Source organism: Desulforhopalus sp. IMCC35007 (genome assembly GCF_005116575.1).
GTDB lineage: Bacteria > Desulfobacterota > Desulfobulbia > Desulfobulbales > Desulfocapsaceae > Desulforhopalus_A.
The window spans coordinates 233518-253889 of the sequence record NZ_SWCN01000001.1 but is presented as its reverse complement, the minus strand read 5'-3'; the positions used below and the strand labels follow the sequence as shown (position 1 = coordinate 253889).

At 48.4% G+C, this 20372-nt stretch carries 21 protein-coding genes; 2 read left to right on the top strand and 19 right to left on the bottom strand.

Going from position 1 to position 20372, the window contains the following annotated elements; all coding sequences use genetic code 11:
- Window positions 1–308: 308 nt before the first annotated feature.
- A complete protein-coding gene (locus FCL48_RS01145) occupies window positions 309–1622 on the top strand; it encodes an ATP-binding protein (protein WP_136870401.1) in 1314 nt (437 codons plus the stop codon).
- A 303-nt stretch (window positions 1623–1925) separates the two neighbouring features.
- Complete coding sequence (locus tag FCL48_RS01140; RefSeq protein WP_136870400.1) at window positions 1926–2207, top strand: hypothetical protein; 282 nt, start codon at window positions 1926–1928, stop codon at window positions 2205–2207.
- Window positions 2208–2275: 68 nt separating this feature from the next.
- Here FCL48_RS01140 and FCL48_RS01135 read toward each other — a convergent pair whose 3' ends face one another.
- The 19 genes from FCL48_RS01135 to FCL48_RS01045 all read right to left on the bottom strand — a co-directional run bounded on the left by FCL48_RS01135 (window position 2276) and on the right by FCL48_RS01045 (window position 20352).
- Window positions 2276–5443 carry a conjugal transfer protein TraG N-terminal domain-containing protein gene (locus tag FCL48_RS01135; RefSeq protein WP_136870399.1) on the bottom strand — a complete coding sequence of 1056 codons (3168 nt, stop codon included), beginning with the start codon at window positions 5441–5443 and terminating at the stop codon, window positions 2276–2278.
- On the bottom strand, window positions 5370–5978 hold the full coding sequence (locus FCL48_RS01130) for a hypothetical protein (RefSeq protein WP_136870398.1): 609 nt from the start codon (window positions 5976–5978) through the stop codon (window positions 5370–5372). The genes FCL48_RS01135 and FCL48_RS01130 overlap by 74 nt, the downstream gene beginning before the upstream one ends.
- Before the next feature lie 73 nt (window positions 5979–6051).
- The gene (locus FCL48_RS01125; RefSeq protein WP_136870397.1) at window positions 6052–7485 is read right to left on the bottom strand and encodes a conjugal transfer protein TraH; all 1434 of its coding nucleotides are present in this window, start codon (window positions 7483–7485) and stop codon (window positions 6052–6054) included.
- Entirely contained in the window at window positions 7485–8450 is a 966-nt protein-coding gene (locus FCL48_RS01120; protein WP_136870396.1) for a conjugal transfer protein TraF, read from the bottom strand. The genes FCL48_RS01125 and FCL48_RS01120 overlap by 1 nt, the downstream gene beginning before the upstream one ends.
- Entirely contained in the window at window positions 8444–8971 is a 528-nt protein-coding gene (locus FCL48_RS01115) for a S26 family signal peptidase (RefSeq protein WP_256374261.1), read from the bottom strand. Before FCL48_RS01115 ends, FCL48_RS01120 begins: the two co-directional genes overlap by 7 nt.
- Complete coding sequence (locus FCL48_RS01110) at window positions 8964–9296, bottom strand: hypothetical protein (protein ID WP_136870394.1); 333 nt, start codon at window positions 9294–9296, stop codon at window positions 8964–8966. The genes FCL48_RS01115 and FCL48_RS01110 overlap by 8 nt, the downstream gene beginning before the upstream one ends.
- Window positions 9297–9691: 395 nt before the next feature.
- Complete coding sequence (gene trfA / locus FCL48_RS01105) at window positions 9692–10525, bottom strand: plasmid replication initiator TrfA (protein ID WP_136870393.1); 834 nt, start codon at window positions 10523–10525, stop codon at window positions 9692–9694.
- Window positions 10526–10692: 167 nt separating this feature from the next.
- Window positions 10693–11007 (bottom strand): helix-turn-helix domain-containing protein, encoded by a 315-nt coding sequence (locus FCL48_RS01100; RefSeq protein ID WP_136870392.1) that lies wholly within the window; start codon window positions 11005–11007, stop codon window positions 10693–10695.
- Window positions 11004–11852 (bottom strand): TrbC family F-type conjugative pilus assembly protein, encoded by an 849-nt coding sequence (locus FCL48_RS01095; protein WP_169309022.1) that lies wholly within the window; start codon window positions 11850–11852, stop codon window positions 11004–11006. The genes FCL48_RS01100 and FCL48_RS01095 overlap by 4 nt, the downstream gene beginning before the upstream one ends.
- Window position 11853: 1 nt before the next feature.
- Entirely contained in the window at window positions 11854–12795 is a 942-nt protein-coding gene (locus FCL48_RS01090) for a TraU family protein (RefSeq protein ID WP_136870390.1), read from the bottom strand.
- Complete coding sequence (locus tag FCL48_RS01085) at window positions 12788–13399, bottom strand: hypothetical protein (protein WP_136870389.1); 612 nt, start codon at window positions 13397–13399, stop codon at window positions 12788–12790. The genes FCL48_RS01090 and FCL48_RS01085 overlap by 8 nt, the downstream gene beginning before the upstream one ends.
- Complete coding sequence (locus FCL48_RS01080; RefSeq protein ID WP_136870388.1) at window positions 13386–15923, bottom strand: TraC family protein; 2538 nt, start codon at window positions 15921–15923, stop codon at window positions 13386–13388. The genes FCL48_RS01085 and FCL48_RS01080 overlap by 14 nt, the downstream gene beginning before the upstream one ends.
- Entirely contained in the window at window positions 15920–16411 is a 492-nt protein-coding gene (gene traV, locus FCL48_RS01075) for a type IV conjugative transfer system lipoprotein TraV (RefSeq protein WP_136870387.1), read from the bottom strand. Before traV ends, FCL48_RS01080 begins: the two co-directional genes overlap by 4 nt.
- A complete protein-coding gene (locus tag FCL48_RS01070; RefSeq protein ID WP_136870386.1) occupies window positions 16408–17616 on the bottom strand; it encodes a TraB/VirB10 family protein in 1209 nt (402 codons plus the stop codon). The genes traV and FCL48_RS01070 overlap by 4 nt, the downstream gene beginning before the upstream one ends.
- A complete protein-coding gene (locus tag FCL48_RS01065; RefSeq protein WP_136870385.1) occupies window positions 17613–18488 on the bottom strand; it encodes a type-F conjugative transfer system secretin TraK in 876 nt (291 codons plus the stop codon). Before FCL48_RS01065 ends, FCL48_RS01070 begins: the two co-directional genes overlap by 4 nt.
- On the bottom strand, window positions 18485–19144 hold the full coding sequence (locus FCL48_RS01060) for a type IV conjugative transfer system protein TraE (protein ID WP_169309021.1): 660 nt from the start codon (window positions 19142–19144) through the stop codon (window positions 18485–18487). The genes FCL48_RS01065 and FCL48_RS01060 overlap by 4 nt, the downstream gene beginning before the upstream one ends.
- A complete protein-coding gene (gene traL, locus FCL48_RS01055; protein WP_136870383.1) occupies window positions 19141–19410 on the bottom strand; it encodes a type IV conjugative transfer system protein TraL in 270 nt (89 codons plus the stop codon). Before traL ends, FCL48_RS01060 begins: the two co-directional genes overlap by 4 nt.
- Before the next feature lie 16 nt (window positions 19411–19426).
- Window positions 19427–19720, bottom strand: coding sequence for a hypothetical protein (locus FCL48_RS01050; protein WP_136870382.1), 294 nt, complete (start codon window positions 19718–19720; stop codon window positions 19427–19429).
- Between the two features lie 44 nt (window positions 19721–19764).
- A complete protein-coding gene (locus tag FCL48_RS01045; RefSeq protein WP_136870381.1) occupies window positions 19765–20352 on the bottom strand; it encodes an OmpA family protein in 588 nt (195 codons plus the stop codon).
- Window positions 20353–20372 lie beyond the last annotated feature (20 nt).

Here is a 20372-nt window from a genome sequence, read left to right as displayed (position 1 = left end):
TTTCGCTATACCGATACCACCTATTATCTGTTATTACTATTGATTACTCAAACCAATATCACAAGGTTGCCTGTCAGATATGATTACAATCTAGGAGCTCAACTTGTCAATAACTTCCAAACAGCGATGGTTTTGTGTATTGACAGTCTGGACAGTTGGTTGTGCTTTTCTAGCAACAAGAAAATAAATAACCTTGACTTATTACTTTTAAATAGTCTAATAACCATTGAATTTCATCTTCACGGCAGTAATATACGGTTGTGTTGTACACTCTGTACTAACACATCTGCAACAAAGGAGAATAGTGCGTGCAACGATTGGCGGAAAAACAGATTGCAGGCTGGAAAGATTCGCCGCGTCGTAAGCCTCTTATAATTCGTGGGGCGCGCCAGGTTGGGAAAACGTGGCTTGTCGAGAATGTTCTGGCGAAACAATTCAAGAGTTTTGTCAAAATAGATCTGGAAAAGCGTCGCGACCTCCACCCTCTTTTCGGCGAGAATCTTGAGCCTCGATCGATACTGAACCACCTGGAATTGGCAACCGGTCGAATCATAGCCGGCCAGACGCTTCTTTTCTTTGATGAGATCCAGGCTTGTCCGCGTGCATTAATGGCGTTACGCTACTTTTATGAAGAGATGCCGGAACTCCATGTTATAGCAGCCGGTTCATTGTTGGAGTTTGCCTTCGGCGAAATATCCATTCCTGTTGGTCGCGTTCAGTATCTGTATCTGCATCCGATGACATTTTATGAATATCTTCTGGCAACGGGCAAAGAACAGATGGCTGAATATACTCTCAATCAGCCGGATGACGTTGCCGGGTCTATCCAGGAAATCATTCTCAAGGAATTGCGGAACTATTTCTTTGTCGGCGGCATGCCTGAATGTGTCAAGACCTATCGTGACTCTGGTTCCATGGTTGAAACCTTTCAAGTCCAATCAGAAATTCTGGACTCGTATCGCGATGATTTTTCCAAATATACTCCCCATATTAATCCGACCTGCCTGGACGCAGTTTTTTTGGGCGTGGCAAAAAGTATTGGCGAGCAATTAAAATATACCCGTTTAAATGATGGGCATTCAAGCCAAATGAATCGCAAGGCGTTTGACCTGCTGGCCAAAGCGAAGGTGATTCATAAAATTCCGGCCTGCGACCCAAGTGGCTTGCCCTTAGGCGCAACAGCCAATCCCAAAAAATTCAAGGCATCCTTGCTCGACATAGGTTTGATGCAGAAACTCTGTCAGGTGCCGGTTGAGCTGGAACTGCAGCAGGAAAACCTGCTGGCAATGTACCGTGGCAAACTTGCGGAACAATTCGTTGCCCAGGAACTCCTGGCCTGGCATAGTTCAGAGTTATTTTATTGGGCACGGGAGAGTCGTGGCAGTAGTGCCGAGGTAGATTTTCTCGTTGTTCGGCAAGGGAAGATTTACCCGGTAGAGGTTAAATCAGGACCAAGTGGAAGTTTACGAAGTCTGCACCTTATGCTTGAAAAGTATCAGAATTGTCCGCAAGGATTGGTACTGTATAGCGGCACAAGCAATAAATTACCTGATCAGAAACTTCAATTCCTCCCATTATATTGTGTTTCGACGATTGGAGACCAACGACCGAACGTGGTTTGAGCAGGGAAGAGCTGAATTTTCAATGAAAATTAGCAGCCATTGAGAATCGACTTCAAAAAAACTCGTCAGAAGTGGCCGCTTTTTCTTGTTGCATGCTGTTCAAGTCCATAATGGTCTTGATGAATCTATTTGCCTGTTTTTGGGTTATTTCAATGGAATTTCAGCGGTATTGACAAATACTTTTTTTTGTCATACTTATTTCACCATAGAAGGAGTTGTAGTATTTTATTGGTGATTTTCTGTCCTGGCTGTAATGGTGTCGGTTCCTTTGTCTGTTTTCAGCAATAGTAAGGAGAATAAGTCATGGGTCTTTTTAATATGATCGACAAATTGGTCGAGCCGATTACCAAGGATATATTTCCTCCAGAAGAGAATTGGTTCGAAGCTCCCAATTATGTTGAGTTTCAAAGGCGGAGATACAATTCTGCTTTAACCGGGATTTCCTATTTTTTCAAAGCAGTTATGGTGTTTTTCGTTATTTATTTGACGATTAATGTCTTATCTGGGGATGAGAAAAATATTGGGGAACGTACCCCTACATTAGCTGAGGAAATGCGTAGCCAGCTTGAGCAATGGAATAAATAGAACAATATTGTAGTGTCATTTACGATCCACTGCATCCTCTCCCTTTCAACCGAATGTTGTTTTTGCAGTTAATCACCTTCCAGAGGTGGTTTTCCTGCTGCTTTTCTTGCGGCCAGTTGCATTTTGATTTTTTGATCTGCATTGTGAATTGATCTTGCTATTCGATTTCCTATAAATGGCTCCACTACTTTTTCCGTGCCATCATTAAATTGGTGTGTTCTGTTTTCATGTTGATTCCTCATAGCATCCGCATCATCGAGAGTCTTTTGGCCGCTTTCTATTGGTGATCCGAAAGAAGTATGATTATCAGCAGGATGGCCGCTAAAATCATCTGGAGTAATATTTTCAGTCCGGCCAATCGCTGAATCTGCCCCTGGCATGACCTGTTCCTGGACATTTGCCATTCCTCCGCCGACCTCAGCTCTGTTAGCATCAATGGCACTATTCGCCTGTGCTTCTCCGTCACCCCAAGTGTAATTACCACTATTGAGGAATCTTTGTTGATGGTCGTGTAATTGATTCATGCCGGCCGCTCCGCCTGTAGCCATGTGATTCAGGGCGGCACCTGCTTTGTCGATATTTTCAGGGCTACTTGAACCGTAGCGATCATTTGCATACCAACCAACAAAGGCGGTTGTTGCATCGGCCCCTGTAGTTTCCGTTGTACGGGTCATGTTGCTGGCCTCTTGCATATATGAAGCTGCTTCAGTCGCACCGATCTTATTTGCCAAATTTGTAGCAAATTGAAGCCCTTTGCTATTACCAAAGGTTTCGGCGATAGCTCTTTCATGGATTTGACTTTGAGTGTTACTGAATTTTTTCGCAGTACTTTCATCAATCGTAAAAGACAATTGTGTGCCATCCTTTCCGATTCCTGTCATTTTATATTCTGTCCCTCCTTTAAACCCTAATCCAAATGCCTGCACCGCGATACTTGCACCTGCAGCACCAGAAAGGCTTTCCTGTTGCTCTTTACTCAGGCCACGGACGAAACCGGATTTATCCTGCATAGCTCTGTCCCAACCAGAGGCTAGAGAATTACTCAGCTTATCACCATAGGCACGAGATTCGGCACTGATAAGACCATCAGTTTGCAGCTGGCTCCTCATCTTGTCCCAACTCTCATTGGTACCAAGGGCATGAGCTGCCTTTTCGGTATTGATATGTGCGTTCTGTTCTGCAAGAGCCATAGGAGACATCCCATTTACACTGGCAGAGGTGAGATTGGTGCCGCCACGACCGTCAGATTCAAAACTCCCTTTGCCCCATGCGCCGTTGAGATTCTGTACACCTGGTCCACCACCCCCAAAGGTTGTCCCGGCCATTGTAGAACCACTTGGCATGACGGCATTCGTTTTGCCCTGGGTCGCTTGTCCGTCTGGGCCAAGAGAAACCGATGCTTGACCGGCTGCTGTTCCAGCCTGTTGGTTAAAGCTATGCTTCATCTCTGCATAGTCGGCATCCGATGTCCCTTGTGGAATTTGCCCTGATTGTGCCAAAGCGTTCCTGGCGTTCATAGAGGAATTGTATCCACCAACCGGACTATGGACACTATTGAAAGCCTCTGCCGAAGCCATGTTGGAAAACCTATGTTGCGGCATACCCTCCAAATTCCCTGATGCTTTCAGCTGCTGGCTCATGGCTGCCGAGGTGCCTTCCGGCGTCATCAAGGCCCCGGCTGCGCCACCTGCTCTGCTTACCGAACTACTCAAGCTGCCGGCCATCATTGCCAGGGCATGACCACCAAATTTAATCAGCATCATGGTGAAGAGACTTGCCAGCATGATCCCCGACGAGCGGATAATACCGAACATGCTCAGCATCTTTTCAGATAATGAAGGAAAAGCGGCCATCGAATAGACACCTAAAGACGACTGGCGCATCTCTTCAAAGGCGTATTGTGCGTAATCCATAGCCGCAGTATGCACCACCGCATCAGTTATGCCCCAGATGGTCAGAAAACAGAAAAAACCGAACATGGCTGAAAGGGCCTTGCCGACGACGGGGGTCGGCAGAAATAAGGCCAGGAACGGAATCATGCCAATGGCAATGGCAGTCATGATCGCCTTGATAATCGGTATCCATTCGTTCATGGCAATACCAACGCCCCAGCCTTGCGAGGTGATCTTCCGGTTTGCCTCCATGAGCATGGCGGTTTCCACATCATCCTGATAGTAGAAAGTATACAGAATTTCTGAGATCTGTCGTTGCTGGATGAGCTTCTCCGGTACGACTGTATTTCCCGTGGTGAATCTCAAAGTGCTGGTGATAAGGTCAGTGCAGGTAGCATATTCAAGAGCATTGTTGGAATCAAAAGCCGCCTTGCCGCAGGTCTTCCTCAGCGCTTCCTCATAATTCGTGGGATTTTGAAAAATCGGCAGGAGAAGGTTCCATGCTTCGGTGCAGGTTTTCGTTACACCGGCCGGTTCCGTCGAATCATAGTACACCGTATAGATTGATGGATGTACAGCCTTGGCAAGTTCCGTCAAGAAATCGGTGGTTTCGTTGCGAAGAGTATCAAGGGATAAGGTGGTTCCAGGCCGCATCAGTTCAAAAGTCACACAATCCTTGGTATAGCGGATCAGACTTGTTCTGAGGTGGTTATCCTTGATGTATGAGTTTCTCACCGACTCCAGGGTCTTGAAACCTCTGCCACCGGCGCCTCTGGAATATTCCGAATCGGGAGCGGAGGCCGTATCGATAATGTCAACCAGCCCTCTTTCGATTTTGTTGAGTACACCGGCAGTAAAGACAACCGCATCAGGGATTCCACCAATAGTCTGAAATCTATTGAGCGTTGGGTCATAAACGGTGATATTTCCCTTGGGCACAAAGAGACCAAAGTAGAGCAGTATCCCAAAGAAAATTGGTACCGTCCAGATGAGCGGAGTGGCTCTCCCGCCATTGGATACCTGAACAAGCCAGGAAACAGCCCCTGCAAGAAAACCCATAACCGCCACCACGGCAAACAAGCCTATATATCCAGCGTCATTGAATATCAGAGCCAGTCGGGTGAAGGCCTGGGTAATCGGACCAAAACCGCCGTAGGTATAGTATTCCATATCCATGGCAGAGGCCGGAGTGACAGAGAAGGTTGCGGCCAGAAATACCAGACACAAAACGACGGGGAAATTACGAGGAGTTCTTTTCATGGCCAAGCCGTTATCTCCCACCGTATTGACGTTCATAGTAGGCCCTGACATCTCCCTCGTTGTTGATGCTTCTTCCTCGTTCATCTTTCATATTTCTTGCGCCAACGATATGAACCTTCTCCTTCAGCACCTCATTTTCATCAAAAATGTACGCCTTGGCGAGTTCGGCGGTATTGTCGTGAAAGGTCGGTTTTGGGCCGACAACCGGCCTCGATCTTAGCCGGTCTTGTCGGTACTCTTCATATTGCGCGGCTTGATCGAACATCCGGGTTTGCATGTCCGTCACGGTTTGCCGACATGCCTGCTGCTCCGCTGGGTCTGTGTATTGTGCGCACTCTTGTGCTGTTTGATTTATAGCAGCCTGCAGGTTTGCCTGGGTCTCTTGCTGTGCCTTATCCTCTTGATTTGTTTGTCTGTCCCATGCCTGTTGATAGGCAACAGCCTGGTTGTATGTTGCTAAATCAGCCAGGTACTGAGTATATTCCGCTTTTCGACCTTCAAAATACTGCCGCATCTGGGGAGATGTCGTTTGCCCTTCCTGAAAATTCGGGTTTGCCGCATAACTGAAGACGGGCACCGTGCATGCACACGTTAAAAAAAGACAGATTGTTTTTTTCATAATTTCATTCTCCTTTGATGGCATTTTTTGAACCCGAAAAAACTCTTTTCGTGCAAGTTCCCCTGGTTCAATGCTATTGAATCCTTGAGACGACATCTTTACCGAACCGACGGGTAACCTCCTGGTTCATCCGGCTTTCAAGGTCCTGCATCCGTTCGAGATAGCTGAGAATGGCATTCATCTCTGCTGTCGAGGCGATATAACTGGTTTTCGCCCCTTCTTTTAACTGTTGGATTTTCTCCAGCATGAGAGAAAGGTCCTGGCCGGCATTTTCCGCGAAAATAACAGCGGCACAGGTATCTGGACTGCCACTTGATCCTGAAGCCTTTTTCTCCAGAACTTCTCGGGCTTTTCTGGCAATCATTTCCGCCCGAATATACAAATCGGAGATCATCTGCAGGCTGTAAGCAGCGGCGGTTATATCGGCCAGGCCGCTTAACGTCGCACCTTCCGTCCTGGTGCCGACGGCACTTTTGAGAATAGGCAAGGGAGACAGCGGACTGGAGTCCATAAAGGCTATCTCTGCCGGTGTGAATGTGCCTTTGCTGCGTAATTTGTCGGCAATGCTGCTCAACTGCGTTTTCACATACACGCCCATATCCCTGTTGCCGTCTGTCACCTGCAAACACGTGCCGGTAGAGCTTTTGGTGTAAATATCACCAATGGCAACGGATCTGAGCGAATCGGTATTGTTTTCCGAACAGGGCGGCATGTAGGAAATTTTGTATGCCTCAGCCGGTCCCGATAATTTCAGATCACCGACCAGACCGCGAATAAGATCGATGTGCGCCCCAGGTATCGACATTTTCCCTCCGACATTAGCGAGCATCGAGTCGCCGTTTAAAAACAAATCCAGCACATCCGCATTACAGCCCGAGGTGACAGCGGATACATCACCAGATGTAACAGCACCACCGCTTGCCTGTTCCGCCGTGGTCAGGTTTGTCCACATGTCCGATACCCCGCTGACTAATTTGTTTTCCTTGACTGCGGTACCGAGTCGCTCCTTCATTTCTTCTCCGGAATGAAAACCATTTTCGTCAGCGACAATGCCGACCAACGACTTCCCTGCTGAACATTCGTCTATCTGCATCTGGTTGAGCGCGTCGGAAAGCGCCTCAAAGTTTTTGATCGTGTTGGAGCATTGTTCACAGAGGGTTTTCAGTCCCAGATCAAAGGCCACCCCGGCGGCATTTGACAAGATGGCCTGGAGCTTATCCACCAGATAATCGGTGTCCATAAACGAGAAACCGCCCATAAACACGTCAATACCGCCGCAGCCGCTCTTTACTTTCGGCATTTCGAGAGTAACCGGATAATCGGCGGTACTTTTCCAGCGACCGGAAAAACTCCCTGCGGAATAATATCCCCGCTGTTGTCCCTGAAAATAGCCGGTCTGCGTTGTGTTGCTCTGTTGCAACCAATCATCCACCCAACCGGCTTCTGCAACTTGGACTGAAATTGGACATAACAAACTCACGTATAAAGCGAAGATTATCTTTTTCATTATCTCTCCCTCCAGGGCTGTTCTTCGATCTCTAAAATTGCACCAGGGTCAAGGGCGCCGCCTTTTTGATAATCATAGGTCTGGAAGGTATCTATATTCGTTTCCCCGCCCAGATAGCGGATGGCCTGATAGAGTTTTCGCTCCAGTTCGGATAAGGCCACTACCCCGACTGATATCGGCATGGATTGTTCTGTTCCGTCTTTGATGAGCACCAGGGTTGGAGTGGTAGTGATGTTAAACCGCGCCGCCACAGTGGTGTGCCGGCCGATATCAATGGGCTTGATCTGCCAGCCGTATTTTTCCACGAAATAGGTGAGGATTGCCGCTTGCCTGTCACAGAATCCACAACCCTGGCTGACAAAAAAGAGCAAGGCATGATTTTCGCGAGCAGCCAGAATGGTGCTGGATATTTCCTTTTGTTGCTCCTGTACCCTGGCCGATATACCTGGTGTCGTTGTCGGATACACCTGATTGATATTGAATTTATCGCTGTATTTTTGAGTGACGAATTTTGTGGCATTGGCATAGGCCAGGGCTTTCCGGCGAGCGACATCCTGCATGATGAGATATTCCAGAATGTTCTTCTCATTCGGCGTTTGTACCGCTTTTTTCTGCACTCCATTCAACAGCCCTTGAAATTCGTCCGGATGTAAATTCCAGATGTCGTTGATGGTGTAGTTGTCCATCGACGGGTTTCTGGTCTCGAATACCTTTGGCCCGGCCTCTCGTGTTATGGTTGAATTGTCGAGGATGTCAGATTCCTCCGGTACTTCTGGAGGCGGGTCGTGATACCAGAACCAACCTTCTTTGGCGGTTTCATAGAAAGCCGGTCCCGACACAGGAACCTCTTCGGCCATGGTCTTTGTCGTCATGGTCATGACCAGAAGCCAGCAACACAGCCAGGCGCCGATAATTCCTCTGCCGATAATCCTTCTGGCAACCCCTCTACCAAAACCGGTTACCACAGCGGTAGTGCCTTATGAAGAATTTTGCCTGCATCAACAAATCCAAAATATTTGCTGTCGTAGCTGCGGGGGTTGGTGCCGATCATGAAGAAGTTTTCTTTGGGCACAACCCCTGAAAATTGAAATTGAGGTAAAGGCCGCTTGCGAGTATCAGCTGCCAACGCCTTACCGACAAAAACACCCTGGCAGAAGAATTGGCCCTGGACATCACGGGTGAGCACTTGACCTGGAGCGCAGCCAACTTTTTTTATCAGCTTACCCAGTTTTTTGTTCAGCATAGGCTTGGCATGTTTTTCGACTTCTTCTTTGTCCCCTTGAAAAACGAGATAATCGCCATTTTTGATTTTATCCCGGTTAAAGCCCGTCATGAAAAAAAGCCGATGGTCGAGTGAATCGCTGAGGGCAACAATGAGCCGTCCCGGCAGGAACGACCCCAGCAGCACGGCAGCGAGAAAAACCATTGCCACGGTCTTTTCCCAGCGCGTCAAACCAAAGAAAAACCCAACCAACCGGCTACTCATGAGAAATCTCGTTACCATTTCGCATCACCACATCTTTCAAAAGTATCACGTGCCGTCTCTTTTTAGCTTTTGCATCGAGAAGTGCTTCTGTCTGGTCCAAGTTCGATTTGAACTGCTCCTCCGTCATTTCACCTGCTTTTATCAAAGCCGTTTGCCCGTGCAGATAACCCTTGAGGTCAAAGGTCAAAATCTTCTGGGCAAGAAACTGATCGTATCCCCAGATCGCACCACCAACGATCAGAATGGTCATGACAATTATTTCCAGATAGCCGGGAGTTGTTTTTGGGGTTTCTTCCCCAGGAGTTTTTGCTCTTTCTTGGGTCATGTCTTCTTCTTTTCTTTTTAATAATCTTTTAAAAGCTTTTGCTAATTTTTCTCCGTCAAATATCGTGTTGTTTTATCGCTCTTTTTTGATGGTCAAAAAAATAATTTTGCGAGCGCTATGCCATAGTCGTGCGAGCGTTATGCCATACTCACTGCGAGCGCTATGCCATACCTTGCGAGCGCTATGCCATACCCTTGCGACCGCTATGCCATGCCTTTGCGACCGCTATGCCATGCCTTTGCGAGCGCTATGCCATGCCTTTGCGAGCGCTATGCCATACCTTTGAGACCACTATGTCATACCACTTGCGACCGCTATGCCATACCCGTTACGACCGTTATGCCATGCCTTTTGCGACCGCTATGCCATGCCTTTTGCTAGCGCTATGCCATGCTCTAAACCGGTTTTTCCGTGACTTTTTTAGTCTGAAAACGAACGATATGAATCTTGTCCTCGTGATCTATTGTCCAGGATTGTATAGCTCCAACTTCCACAAGATTATCCAGAGAACGGCGTAAGGCTCTTCTGAAATCACTTAACCTACCGCAACTTGAACCACTCAATTCCAGTAATTTAGACACCTGCATAGGGAAAATGGTTTGCATGCTATTGTAAAATCCATGTAACCATTTTGATAAATTGTTGGATAAGGATACCCGCTGTTCCCATTGCACAGAGGTCCATCCCCGCTCAAACAGTGCGCCTAAACTACTGTTTAAGCGCAGTGAATAGGTTTGCGTTTTATAATCGTAGAAAAAATCCCGTATTAACGAGCCGCCGTACATTTGCCGCTTTCCCGTATATGAATCAGGGACCTCGATATACACCATATTGGCAGCCAAACGATCAATGACACTCATCAGCCATTTTTCACCGGAACCGCCAACGGTCTTTCCGGTGGCAGCCAGAAAACCATTCATGGAAAAGCGTACGACATTTCCCGGCAGGATATTTTTTTCGTCGGCCGTTAAATGAATTGCGTGAAGAAAAACATCGAGATCGCTCTGATCGAGCTGCTCGCCGGTGTACCATATTTCCACGCCATTCAATGAAGCGACTTGCTGTTGTTTTAAGTATTTCCGGGTTCCTTTTTCTATCAGTCCAAACAGAGCCGATTGCAGACAACTGTTTGGCGCCACATGCTCAATATTGGTATGCGCGGGTAAATTCGGAATTTGCTGTTCTTCGAGATTATCTGGTAGCATTTGCAGTGATTTACTTTTGGCCATAGCGGTTCTTCTTAGGAGCCGTTACGAAATATTGGCCATTTATTTCCATTTCGTTACGGATCCTTATCCCCCTCAAGGGGGGACTGAATTGAGTGCCGTTCCCTACCATGAGTTCGGCCATGTTATTTCTAACAACGGTTCAGCATCCAGAAGATGCGCTAAATGACTCAGATTTGATTTTCATTGGTGAGCCGTACCTGCTTCAGGCCTAAAGGGAAAGCCGAACAGCCACGGGCCTGTTTTGTCGCTTTTTTGCCTATGTAGCCGTATTCCTCAAGTACCGCCAAGGAACGGCGCACCGGCTTGTCGGAAATCCCACTTTTTTTACAAAGCACCTTCACTGTCGGAAATGTTTTCTCGGCATTGATTACCAGATACACCGCCACCGCGTGTGGTCCGATAATGGCAAGATCCCCGCTGTGAATCAGGGCTTTGACATCGTGCTCTGAGCGCAAGGGCCTTATTAATTCAAACTGACTCATCGGCTTCCTCTGATTTTGGTTATAACGGCTGTGACTCCTGGGCTTTTGGCCTCCTGATTAACTTTTTCCAAGAGGCTGACAAGGCCCACATCGCCTTGAATATGAAAAAACATGTCGCCTCGATCGTAGATCAGGGCTGGAACTTCGGTGACGCTGTACTGCTTAAAGAGTGCGGGCTTGATGGGAATTGTTGGTTTAATCAGCTCACATGGCTTTTCCGGTCTCTTTTCGCAGGCGGTATCTTTTTGCAGAACCTTGCTCCACCATTGCACCCTTTCTTCCCTGTGCTCTCTGTTCAGACCGCCTACCATGCCCCTCATGACCGGCACAATCTCGGGTACGTCTTCAAGAGAGGCCATGTACCCCTGAAACGACGCCTCCGGGATGGAACTGGACAAAAAGAGGTACACTTTTTCGGTCTCGGTAAAAATGCCTTTTTCCGCCTGTTCCTGTTGTTTGGCTCTCCCGTTTTCAGGCAGAAACAAATCTGTCTGCCTGGTGAGCTCAGCTGCCATTTTCCGCTGAAATTCGGGCTTCCTGAAATCGGCATTGGACTTTTGGGCTGCTTGTATTCCTGCCTCTTTATGGATATTTTCAGCAAGAGTCATGGTCTTAGCCAGCTCTCTGGCCGTATCCATGACTTTTCTGGTTGCATCACCGTCAATTACAGCCTGTTCCCTGGCCTTTTCCAGAAGAGCCGCTGGTAAAAAAGGGACAGCCTTGTCGGAACAAGGGCATGCATTGTCTTGATCTGAAGGTGATTCTGATAATGCCGATAAAGCGGATAGGGCAGATAAGCCGACAACCACTCCGGCCAGCATGAGGAGAGAAATTTGTCTTCGCATATCATTCGCAACACGTGCAGCAGAGGACCTTTCTGAATACCACCCAGAGAAATTCGTCATTTGACCCCTTTGCTCCCATAAAGGGTGGATTAAGACCGGAATCATAGAACTTGGCGGCTTTGCCAATGGGGTAAGTGGACCGGATATCGGGCCTGGCCGTGTGCATCTTGTAATGGCTCTTGGTCCAGATCGGCGTATACTCACAGCCACAGATCGCCGCCGGATCACACAGCATGAACAGACGGTTCAGTTTGAAAATCAGCCGTGACGCCGCTGTATTTGCGGCCTGAACAATATTGTCGTTGTCCACATGGCCGCTTACCGGATAGGTTGACCCGCTGCTGCCGATACACCAGGGCATCGCGTCGAGCGGAAAACCTACATTGACGGCCGCCGCATCGCTCATGCACAGCAGCTGCATGGCTTTATTGGCAAAGAGTCCGGCTTCGGGAGTGATAGTGACTGCGAGCTCGTCGTTTTGCCACATTGCATCAAATTCAGTCCACCACCCTCCTACATCGTCATTTTCACAAAGGCTGCCGTCGATCATCGAAAAGATAAAGGCATGTGCCTGGAAGAAGGTTGATTCATCGGCAATGGAGAGAGCATCCGAGGATTTGTTCTTTCCGCCTAAAAAATCATCAATTGAACCTGTGGCGTCTCCACCGGTCCCCATAAACGGAGAATAGTTTGCCACAGAGACCGTATCGATAAAGAGAGACGGGTCCCAGTACTCATAAATCTCACCTGTCTCGTAAAAAACCGGCGGCGGTCTGGGGCAGATACAAATCCCTAAAAACTTAAAGTCCACATCATCCCAGTTTATATCCTTCACGGGGTTCCACATATCGCCTGATTTAATGCCGGCAGAGGCTGGGGAGACTGGCCAGACTGAAAAACAAAGCACTGAGACCAGCAGGAAGTTTTTAATCAATCTATTCATCAATCTTTATCTCCTGCACCATCATCTTTTTGCCCTTCTGGCTAATCACGCAAGGAGAGGCGGCCAGTTGCAGACGATCAGCTATGGTTTTGGTCAGATAAAAGACGGGTCTGTCTAATTGCTTCATCAGGGGAGCGGCGAATCCTGCGGAAATCAGTAATTTCATCTGATGATTCTTGTGATAAGAGGACTTAAGAAACCACTCCACTTGCTTTTCGTCCTCGCTGTTGATGACCACCAATCCATCAGGCAAAGAGACATAATCCAGAGGATTCCAGGTAAGCCCTCGCGGGTACATGATCTCTCCATTTTCATTTACGATGTCATGATCCAGGGTGTAGGTCATATCGACGAAAAATGTCCGATCTCTCTTGGCTGTAGACAAGGCATGGATGTCTTTTGCCTGGTAGCTCTGTCTATGCTCTGCCATGACTTTTGCAAGCTTTTCAAAGTCAATACTCGCCTTGATCTCTTCAACCAGGTCCGGCTCCACTATGGGATAGGTCTTGCCGATGCTGCCAAGATTCTTGCCACAAGCGAAAGAGACCGGCAGAAGGCAAAAAATGACAATGATAATGAGTACAAAAACCTTACAGTTGTCCATTTTTCCGCAACTCGACCATTTCCAGGATGGCCTCATGATAGGTCATGCCGGATAAAACCCGCTCTTCGATCATAGCGATCTCAGAGGCCTTGGAGGTGTAAATAAAATAGGCGTAATCGTTTACTATCAAACGAGCCGGACCAATGCCAAAGGGCGTGTCAAAGAAGATTTCCGAATAGTACGGCGGGTTGGATTTGATACTTTTCAGAAGCTTCATAGAAAACTCATCGTAATCAATCAGCTTCAGATCTTTCGCCTTGTCAAAAGAGGGCGATTCGAGAAAGATTTTGAAGGCCGAATTGTCTTTGATGACAGTGCCCACTTCCCCGAATTGGTCCAGATCAAGAATGGACTGGGTGATAATCATGAAGCTGCCGGAATATTTCCTCGCCCGGCGGTAGCCCTCATTGACAACCGGGGCAAGCATTGAGGACTTATCAAGAAACTGCCATGCTTCATCGAAAATAATCAGCCGATGCCGTGACCGATCCGAGAGATACAGATCCTGGGTAACGGCATTGATTATGAGCATGGTGACTACCTTGTAGAGATCAGGCTTTACCTTCAGGTTCTCCAACTCGAGGACCACGAATTCATCATGACGAATATCAAAGGTGCTGGGGCCGCAGAAGAACTTGCCGTAAAAACCATAGGAGGTGAAGTTCATCAGGAGAAAGCCTAATTTTCTCGCTTTCTCGATCAACTGTGTATTCTCGTTATATTGTTCCATACCGGGGCCGGTGGGGAAGAGTTTCATGAATTCCCAGACTGTATCGGCATCGGCGTCTTGTCCTTTTTGATGCCAGGCCCAGTTTACCGCCCAATAAAATAAATTGATTTCCTCTATATCCTCACACCCTGTTTTCGAGTTGGCGTAGGCCATTTGCGCAAAGACGGTTGCGATCGCCGATAATTCTTCTTCCGGCTCGATAATATTGGTGAAGGGATTAAGGCAGATATCTGAATCAGGACTGAAATCCAGATACCTTGCCCCAAGCATATCCGCCATTTTTTTGTAGGAACCGCCGATATCAATGATACGGATCAGGGAACCGCAGGCGTTATAATTAAAGGCTATGAAGTTGACCAGAAACGATTTACCGGATCCGGATGTGGCGCAGCAAAAACAATTGAAGTTTGTTGCCCCTTTCGCGAAAAAATCCAGCGAAATGAGCTGCCCTTTCCGGCCGGTGAAGATCAGATTCGGGATACCGCCGGAGCCGACGAAATCGCCCTGAACCGGCAGCAATGGGGTGATTGAAGGCACCGATGCGGTAAAATCACGCTCCAGATTTTCTATGTTCTTGCCGTCTGCGTAAAGACAAAGCGGAAAAGAAGAGATAAACAGGATCTTCAGAACCATATTGTCCCGCTGCATCACATAGCCGTTATTCTCCCACAACCGTCTAACCCTGGTACATGAATCCCGGGCATTTTCCACATCGTGTGAAAACACCCAGAAAACCGGAATGATTTTCAGGAATTTGACGCCATGTTCCAGATCATCAGCGGCCTCGACGTGTTCCGCTTGCTTGCGGTGCAGCAGAGTCGATAAGGAACCGACCCCTTTCTGATTGAGCATCAGATTGGTTTTTGCGTGGATTGTTACGTCTATCCCCTTCTGAAAGACGATATTGAAGCAATAGAGGAAATCAGTCTTGATCTGATCGGCATCCGAGACAATGCCCCAGATGCCGCCAAACAGGGAGTTGGTCTGCATCGGGTCAACTTCTTTGGGAAAGCTCTTGGGGGTCGTGCAACACCAGTATTTATCTCCAGCCTGAATATAATCGCTCCCCTCTTTAATCACGGTATCCGCGTTGATAATCTGTTTTAGAATGGGGATGTCGGGGCTATAGGAATTGAAGTTATGCTCCGGATAATCCTTGGGGTAGGTATTGAGCAGGCGCCGCAACCATTCCATCAGGTTACCTGGCGGCAGATTTCTCGGAAAAAGCTGGGCCGCTCGCAATGTCTCGTTGATCTGCCGCTTGATATCGAGTAAGGCTGCAATCTTCTTTTTATCACCCAACTCGCCGGGCTTTGGCATACCGGAGGCATCGCCGGGGACTTTGACCGCGACAAACAGCCGGAAATTTCTCACTGGAATAAAGCTGCACGCCTCCAGGCCGTTTTTTCCTTCGAGTAAAAACTCTGTAACCCTTTCGGTATTGGTGACAATTATTGATTCCGTCCTGGTTCGACTCTGTCGATACTGCTCTATGATCGGCTCTATGTGCGAATCAGCGTGCAAAATAAACTGAATGATTGTGTCATGGGGCATCCCCGTCCTGAAAATACCTTCAAGGGAGTTCATGGCCTTTTCCCCGGCGTAGGTAAGCGGAGAACACTCCCATATCATCCCGAAGGTGCTGTCCTGGTTGACGTAGATTTCATGTTCCTGATCATAGGCGACATAGTTCAGGAAGGCGGAAAAAGGTTGCCGCCTGGTCAACTTGGCAATGTCACTATGTTTCAGATATTCTGTGTTGCCGTAGAGAAGCCGCTGGAAAAAGTCTATCATTGTAGAGCCCTTGCCTTTTCACTTATATCTGTCAGCACCCACCCAGATTCTTTGAGTTTCACATAGACATAGCGCGTCATAAACAGTTCGTCGTTTTCTCCCTTGTACGGCAGCATCAGTACCCGCATAATTTTGGGTGGTTCCAGCATCGGCTTTTCCGGTTCCGCAAGAAGTGCCGTGAGTGTTTTGTAACGGCTGTTTTGCGCGGTGAGCCGGTGAATATTGGAATAATGCGAAGAATCCGGTGGACAGGGGGTAGTGTCGCCATTGGCGTTCGTGCAATTTGTCTCGCTTGCATTATCAGCGTTGGAGAATCTGGCCTCTTGGTAAGCGGATGGCGTGGAAATGCACTTGCCGGCATCGTCTCTCGTGCGGCATTTGAAATCTTCCTCATAGGGATTGACGACTCTTCCCACCCCGCCACAACCGGAGAGCAGAAAAAGGGACAACAACAGCAATAATGATGAAATGGCATTTGGTGATCTCATAACGATTCGTCTCTTGTATAGTCTTTAATCTCCAGATCTTTTCCTTCCGAGACAATGACCGTAATTTTCTTGGTCGCGGCAACTTCGATTACCGGTGTCGTCTGCTTTGCTAAATCCATGTAAAAATCCTGCAGGGTGTTCGCTCCCTCTGACAGCCCACCACCGACGGCGTATTTACCGATCTGCGACGCTTCAACCGAGTTGGTTGTGCCCAATACCGATGAGGAGGTCGTAGTGGCCGCAGCTTTTAACGCTTCGCCGGTCCCGCCGAAAAAACCGGCTATGATCGCCCTGGCGGTTGCCGCGCCCATCCGGGAAACCACTCGTCCGGAGAGGCCGACCTTGGAGTCGGAATCAGTGACAAAGCCCTTGATCGGCGTATCGATAACGGCACTGCCTTCATTGGACAGACAGGACAAGGAGACCAGACGGACATCGGCCCGTTCCTTGTCCAACCGGCCTACGGCCTCGGCAATGACGAAACAGCCGGACAGGTTGGCCTTGATGTCATTTGGCAGTACTGCCGGGGTCTGGATACGGAGCAAAAGAGGTTCGGAGTTGCCCCCCTTGGCGCCGCTCGAAGTAGCAGCATCGAAACCGGTCAACAGACTCGCCTCCATAAAGGAAGGTGGGAGATAGACCGTCCGACCTTTTTTTTTAGCATCATCCTGGGGAAGTGCTGCCGTCTGATTGGAAATCACGGAAATCTTGCCGACGATCTTCTTTTCCTGCTTCTGGTTTCCACGACCGGTGCCTTGGGGTGACGGCCCCAGATTACGACTACCTGGAGACGGTTGACTTTTGCGATAGACAGGCAGGCCATTTTCATCGAGTACTTGTTCAGGAAGAGGTTTTCCCTGGGAGAGTTGTTCAGGCGTGGGGATGACTAATTGTCTGTTTTCGGCATCTCTATTTTTCTTTTCTACAAGAGCCAGAAAATCGGTCTGGCTTTTTGTCAGATCGCTCATGCCTTTTTTCAAGGCCTCTATCTGCCGCCCCTGTTCTTTCAGCATGGTCTTTTCAATCATGTCCGGATCGAGGTAAATGGTCCTGTTTTTTTCAGTTCCGGCAACATCGACCTTTTTTTTCGCGCGGGAATTGTATCCGGTAACCGCGATTGCCAGAACAATGAAACCGACTACCGACCAGGCGAAAACCTTTTTGTTATGCGGTGTGAGGTTGTTGAACTTTTCTTTCAAGGTCATCGCGCTTGCTCCCGTTTTTCAACGACAAACACCCTGGTTGCCTCGCCGGTGTTCAGCACTTGATCCTCTATTGCCACGGCCAGGATGGACTCGCTGATTCCCAGTGACAGAAAGGTTTTCTCCTGCAGCTCCAGTGTCTCATTCCTTGTGGAGGCCACCTTGAATTGCTTTAACCGTAGCCCTACCCCTTCCACATCCACCGTCTGCATCAGGTTGACGCTGAGATCATCACAAAGGGGAACCAGGGTATGTGCATTTGACACCCTGTAGCTGGATGGATAACCGCCTTCATACCCTTCCCTGATGATCTGCAGGACCTGTTTTTCCAAGGGCATGTTTTTGTATTGGTCGATATTCTTTTTTAAAACATCCTTTGCCGGTGCGGCCAGCTGCAGGGTGACCGATGAGATTTCCCGAGGTTCGACAATCAGGGTATAAACAGCGCCATTGCAGACAATAAAGAGCTCACTGGGCGTCTCGGCATAGGTGAGCCCCCCGCCTACCTCCTCGGCCTTGAATTTAATGAAGGCATTATTGCCGGAGAAATGACCGGTGAGGCCCTTTTCTTCCGAGAAAATCAAATCACTCATCGGCCCGGAACAGACAATCCGGTTGATGTCACGATTGGACAGCTGCACACTGGTCGGCATTTCAGGAGTAATGAAGTTGACTGACGTGGGGTTATCAAAAGGGTCAGGGGTCATAGTCGAGGGTTTTAGGGGTTTGGGCTCATTTATAGGCGTTGACTGCTCGGCTTGTGGAAGAACAGTGGCCTGGTTTTGCAGATCAGCCGGTAGAAACGGTGCTTCTTCTGCTTGCACCGAGGATCCAGCCAGGAACATGCACAGGCTTATGCGTAAGATTTTCTTCATTTCCTTTCCATCTCCACTTGCCTCTCCATCTTTATTTTTTCCTCCGCCCTTTTCTGCAGCGTCGCTTCCCTTTCCGCTTCGGCTTTTCGTTCGGCGATATCCGCTCGGGGATTCTTCTCCTTGAACTCGCTGATCTCAAAGCGGCCATCACGGATGCGATAGGCGACCACATAGGTTTTGGCTGCCTTTTCCAGTTTTGTGTCGCCGGCGAACTGGGCGAGATTGCCGAACATTTCGATCCTGCCTTCGCCCAGAGTTATTTTCTCCAGGTAAAATGTCGAACTGACCTGGGATTCTTCAATACGACCCGCCAGGGAGTACCAGCTTTTTGAGGCTTCGGGGTAGGCTTCAGCCGTGTACAAAGAGAGCAGATCATCAAACTGCCCTCTTGCCGTGGCTGGGGAGTAGGTCGTTGCCAGGTTGACTATCTTTCTGCTCATATCCTTGATGTACGTCTCGGTGGGCTTGCCCTGGACAAACTCTATCGTGCCGGTCATGGCGGGTGGAATCAGCACGACACGTTGATATTTTACCGCCCGATACACCATGAGAGAGTTGCAGCAGACGGCGACGGCCATTACTCCGACAGCAAACTTGAGCAGTCGGTTTTCAACGAATAAATTACTGGATTTTTGTACGAAGATATCTGCTTTCACTCGTGAAACTCCTGCTGAAAATAGTCGGGATAGTTGTTCATCTTGATCAGGCCAAAGACATACAGGACATGCTTCAAGAATCCCCGTGGCTGAGAGCGTTTGGTTTTGGTGTAGGAATATTGAAAGACCAGGAAGATCAGCCACATTAACTTGCCGTAGAGCAATGCCAGGGTGAGAAAGAAGAGGAACAAGACCAGCTCGTCGACTTCAAACCACAGTACTTGAAAAGGTTTAGACAGATATTGCGGAAACTTTCTGGCGACCATGGCTATTATTCCATCGTTACATGATTACTGCGCCGATAGACTGCACAACGGTATCAGCGGAAAGCAGGAATGCACCCCCAAGGACAACGCCCGCCGCCGGAAGAATCATCTGCCGGATGGCAAGGATGGCAGCAAATGCCATCGAGGCAACCCCAGCGACAAATCCAATCGGGCCAAGCAAAATCTGCGTTACGGCTATATCGTACAGGTCATAGGCAAACGAACCTGCCGCCGGGGTTGTCATGGCCAAACCATTGACTGCCTGGAGCAGTAAAACGGTTAAGATGGAAAAAAGAGTTACTTTTTTCATGATCACTTTTCCTTTTGTTGTGTTGTTGCACGAGGTTGTGCTGTTTAGTTTTTTGTTGGTTTTATCTCTACCCTTCTGTTGCTTTCCGGGGTGTTTCCGTCAATGAGCCCCTTTCCTTCCCCTTCTCCTTTTACCGAAGCCACCTTGAAACCATTTCTTCGAAGCATGGCAGCAACCGCCTCGGCTCGATTCCTGGACAGTTGCAGATTCTGCTTTTCACTTCCAATCGAACAGGTATAGCCGGTGAGATGCAGAGGAGAGGCGGCACAGCATTTTCGCAAATCCATCAGCAGCTTGTTGCCGGCATCCCGGGATAACCGTGCGCTGCCCAGATCGAAATAGACCACGGGGAACGGACGGCTTTTCGGTTCAGGATATTCAGGATTAAAAGATCGTCGCCCGGCAATGATGAAGGTTTGATGGGTGGGAATTTGTACTGATGTATTTATGGCAGGTGAGTAGCTGAAAAAATCCTGCCGGATGTCAAGCCCCCAAGCCGAACGACAAAAAAGACTACTGATCGGAACATAGTTCGGACCACTGACTGGACTACAAATCGAACTGATGAACAGGAAAAACACTCCTGCAATGAGGATGTTTTTTGGAATTTGTTTTCTGGCTTGAATCATCATTTCTGTCGCATCAAAGAAAC

What these genes read in the sequence shown, in the direction of transcription:
- FCL48_RS01080 (WP_136870388.1), bottom strand. Translation starts at nt 15,923, where the DNA reads ATGATAGACTTTTTCCAGCGGCTTCTCTACGGCAACACAGAATATCTG.
- FCL48_RS01140 (WP_136870400.1), top strand. Translation starts at nt 1,926, where the DNA reads ATGGGTCTTTTTAATATGATCGACAAATTGGTCGAGCCGATTACCAAG.
- FCL48_RS01085 (WP_136870389.1), bottom strand. Translation starts at nt 13,399, where the DNA reads ATGGACAACTGTAAGGTTTTTGTACTCATTATCATTGTCATTTTTTGC.
- FCL48_RS01100 (WP_136870392.1), bottom strand. Translation starts at nt 11,007, where the DNA reads ATGAGTCAGTTTGAATTAATAAGGCCCTTGCGCTCAGAGCACGATGTC.
- FCL48_RS01130 (WP_136870398.1), bottom strand. Translation starts at nt 5,978, where the DNA reads ATGAAAAAAACAATCTGTCTTTTTTTAACGTGTGCATGCACGGTGCCC.
- FCL48_RS01045 (WP_136870381.1), bottom strand. Translation starts at nt 20,352, where the DNA reads ATGATGATTCAAGCCAGAAAACAAATTCCAAAAAACATCCTCATTGCA.
- FCL48_RS01115 (WP_256374261.1), bottom strand. Translation starts at nt 8,971, where the DNA reads ATGAGTAGCCGGTTGGTTGGGTTTTTCTTTGGTTTGACGCGCTGGGAA.
- traL (WP_136870383.1), bottom strand. Translation starts at nt 19,410, where the DNA reads ATGGTCGCCAGAAAGTTTCCGCAATATCTGTCTAAACCTTTTCAAGTA.
- FCL48_RS01070 (WP_136870386.1), bottom strand. Translation starts at nt 17,616, where the DNA reads ATGACCTTGAAAGAAAAGTTCAACAACCTCACACCGCATAACAAAAAG.
- FCL48_RS01065 (WP_136870385.1), bottom strand. Translation starts at nt 18,488, where the DNA reads ATGAAGAAAATCTTACGCATAAGCCTGTGCATGTTCCTGGCTGGATCC.
- FCL48_RS01125 (WP_136870397.1), bottom strand. Translation starts at nt 7,485, where the DNA reads ATGAAAAAGATAATCTTCGCTTTATACGTGAGTTTGTTATGTCCAATT.
- FCL48_RS01090 (WP_136870390.1), bottom strand. Translation starts at nt 12,795, where the DNA reads ATGAATAGATTGATTAAAAACTTCCTGCTGGTCTCAGTGCTTTGTTTT.
- FCL48_RS01095 (WP_169309022.1), bottom strand. Translation starts at nt 11,852, where the DNA reads ATGCGAAGACAAATTTCTCTCCTCATGCTGGCCGGAGTGGTTGTCGGC.
- FCL48_RS01135 (WP_136870399.1), bottom strand. Translation starts at nt 5,443, where the DNA reads ATGAACGAGGAAGAAGCATCAACAACGAGGGAGATGTCAGGGCCTACT.
- trfA (WP_136870393.1), bottom strand. Translation starts at nt 10,525, where the DNA reads ATGGCCAAAAGTAAATCACTGCAAATGCTACCAGATAATCTCGAAGAA.
- FCL48_RS01110 (WP_136870394.1), bottom strand. Translation starts at nt 9,296, where the DNA reads ATGACCCAAGAAAGAGCAAAAACTCCTGGGGAAGAAACCCCAAAAACA.
- traV (WP_136870387.1), bottom strand. Translation starts at nt 16,411, where the DNA reads ATGAGATCACCAAATGCCATTTCATCATTATTGCTGTTGTTGTCCCTT.
- FCL48_RS01050 (WP_136870382.1), bottom strand. Translation starts at nt 19,720, where the DNA reads ATGAAAAAAGTAACTCTTTTTTCCATCTTAACCGTTTTACTGCTCCAG.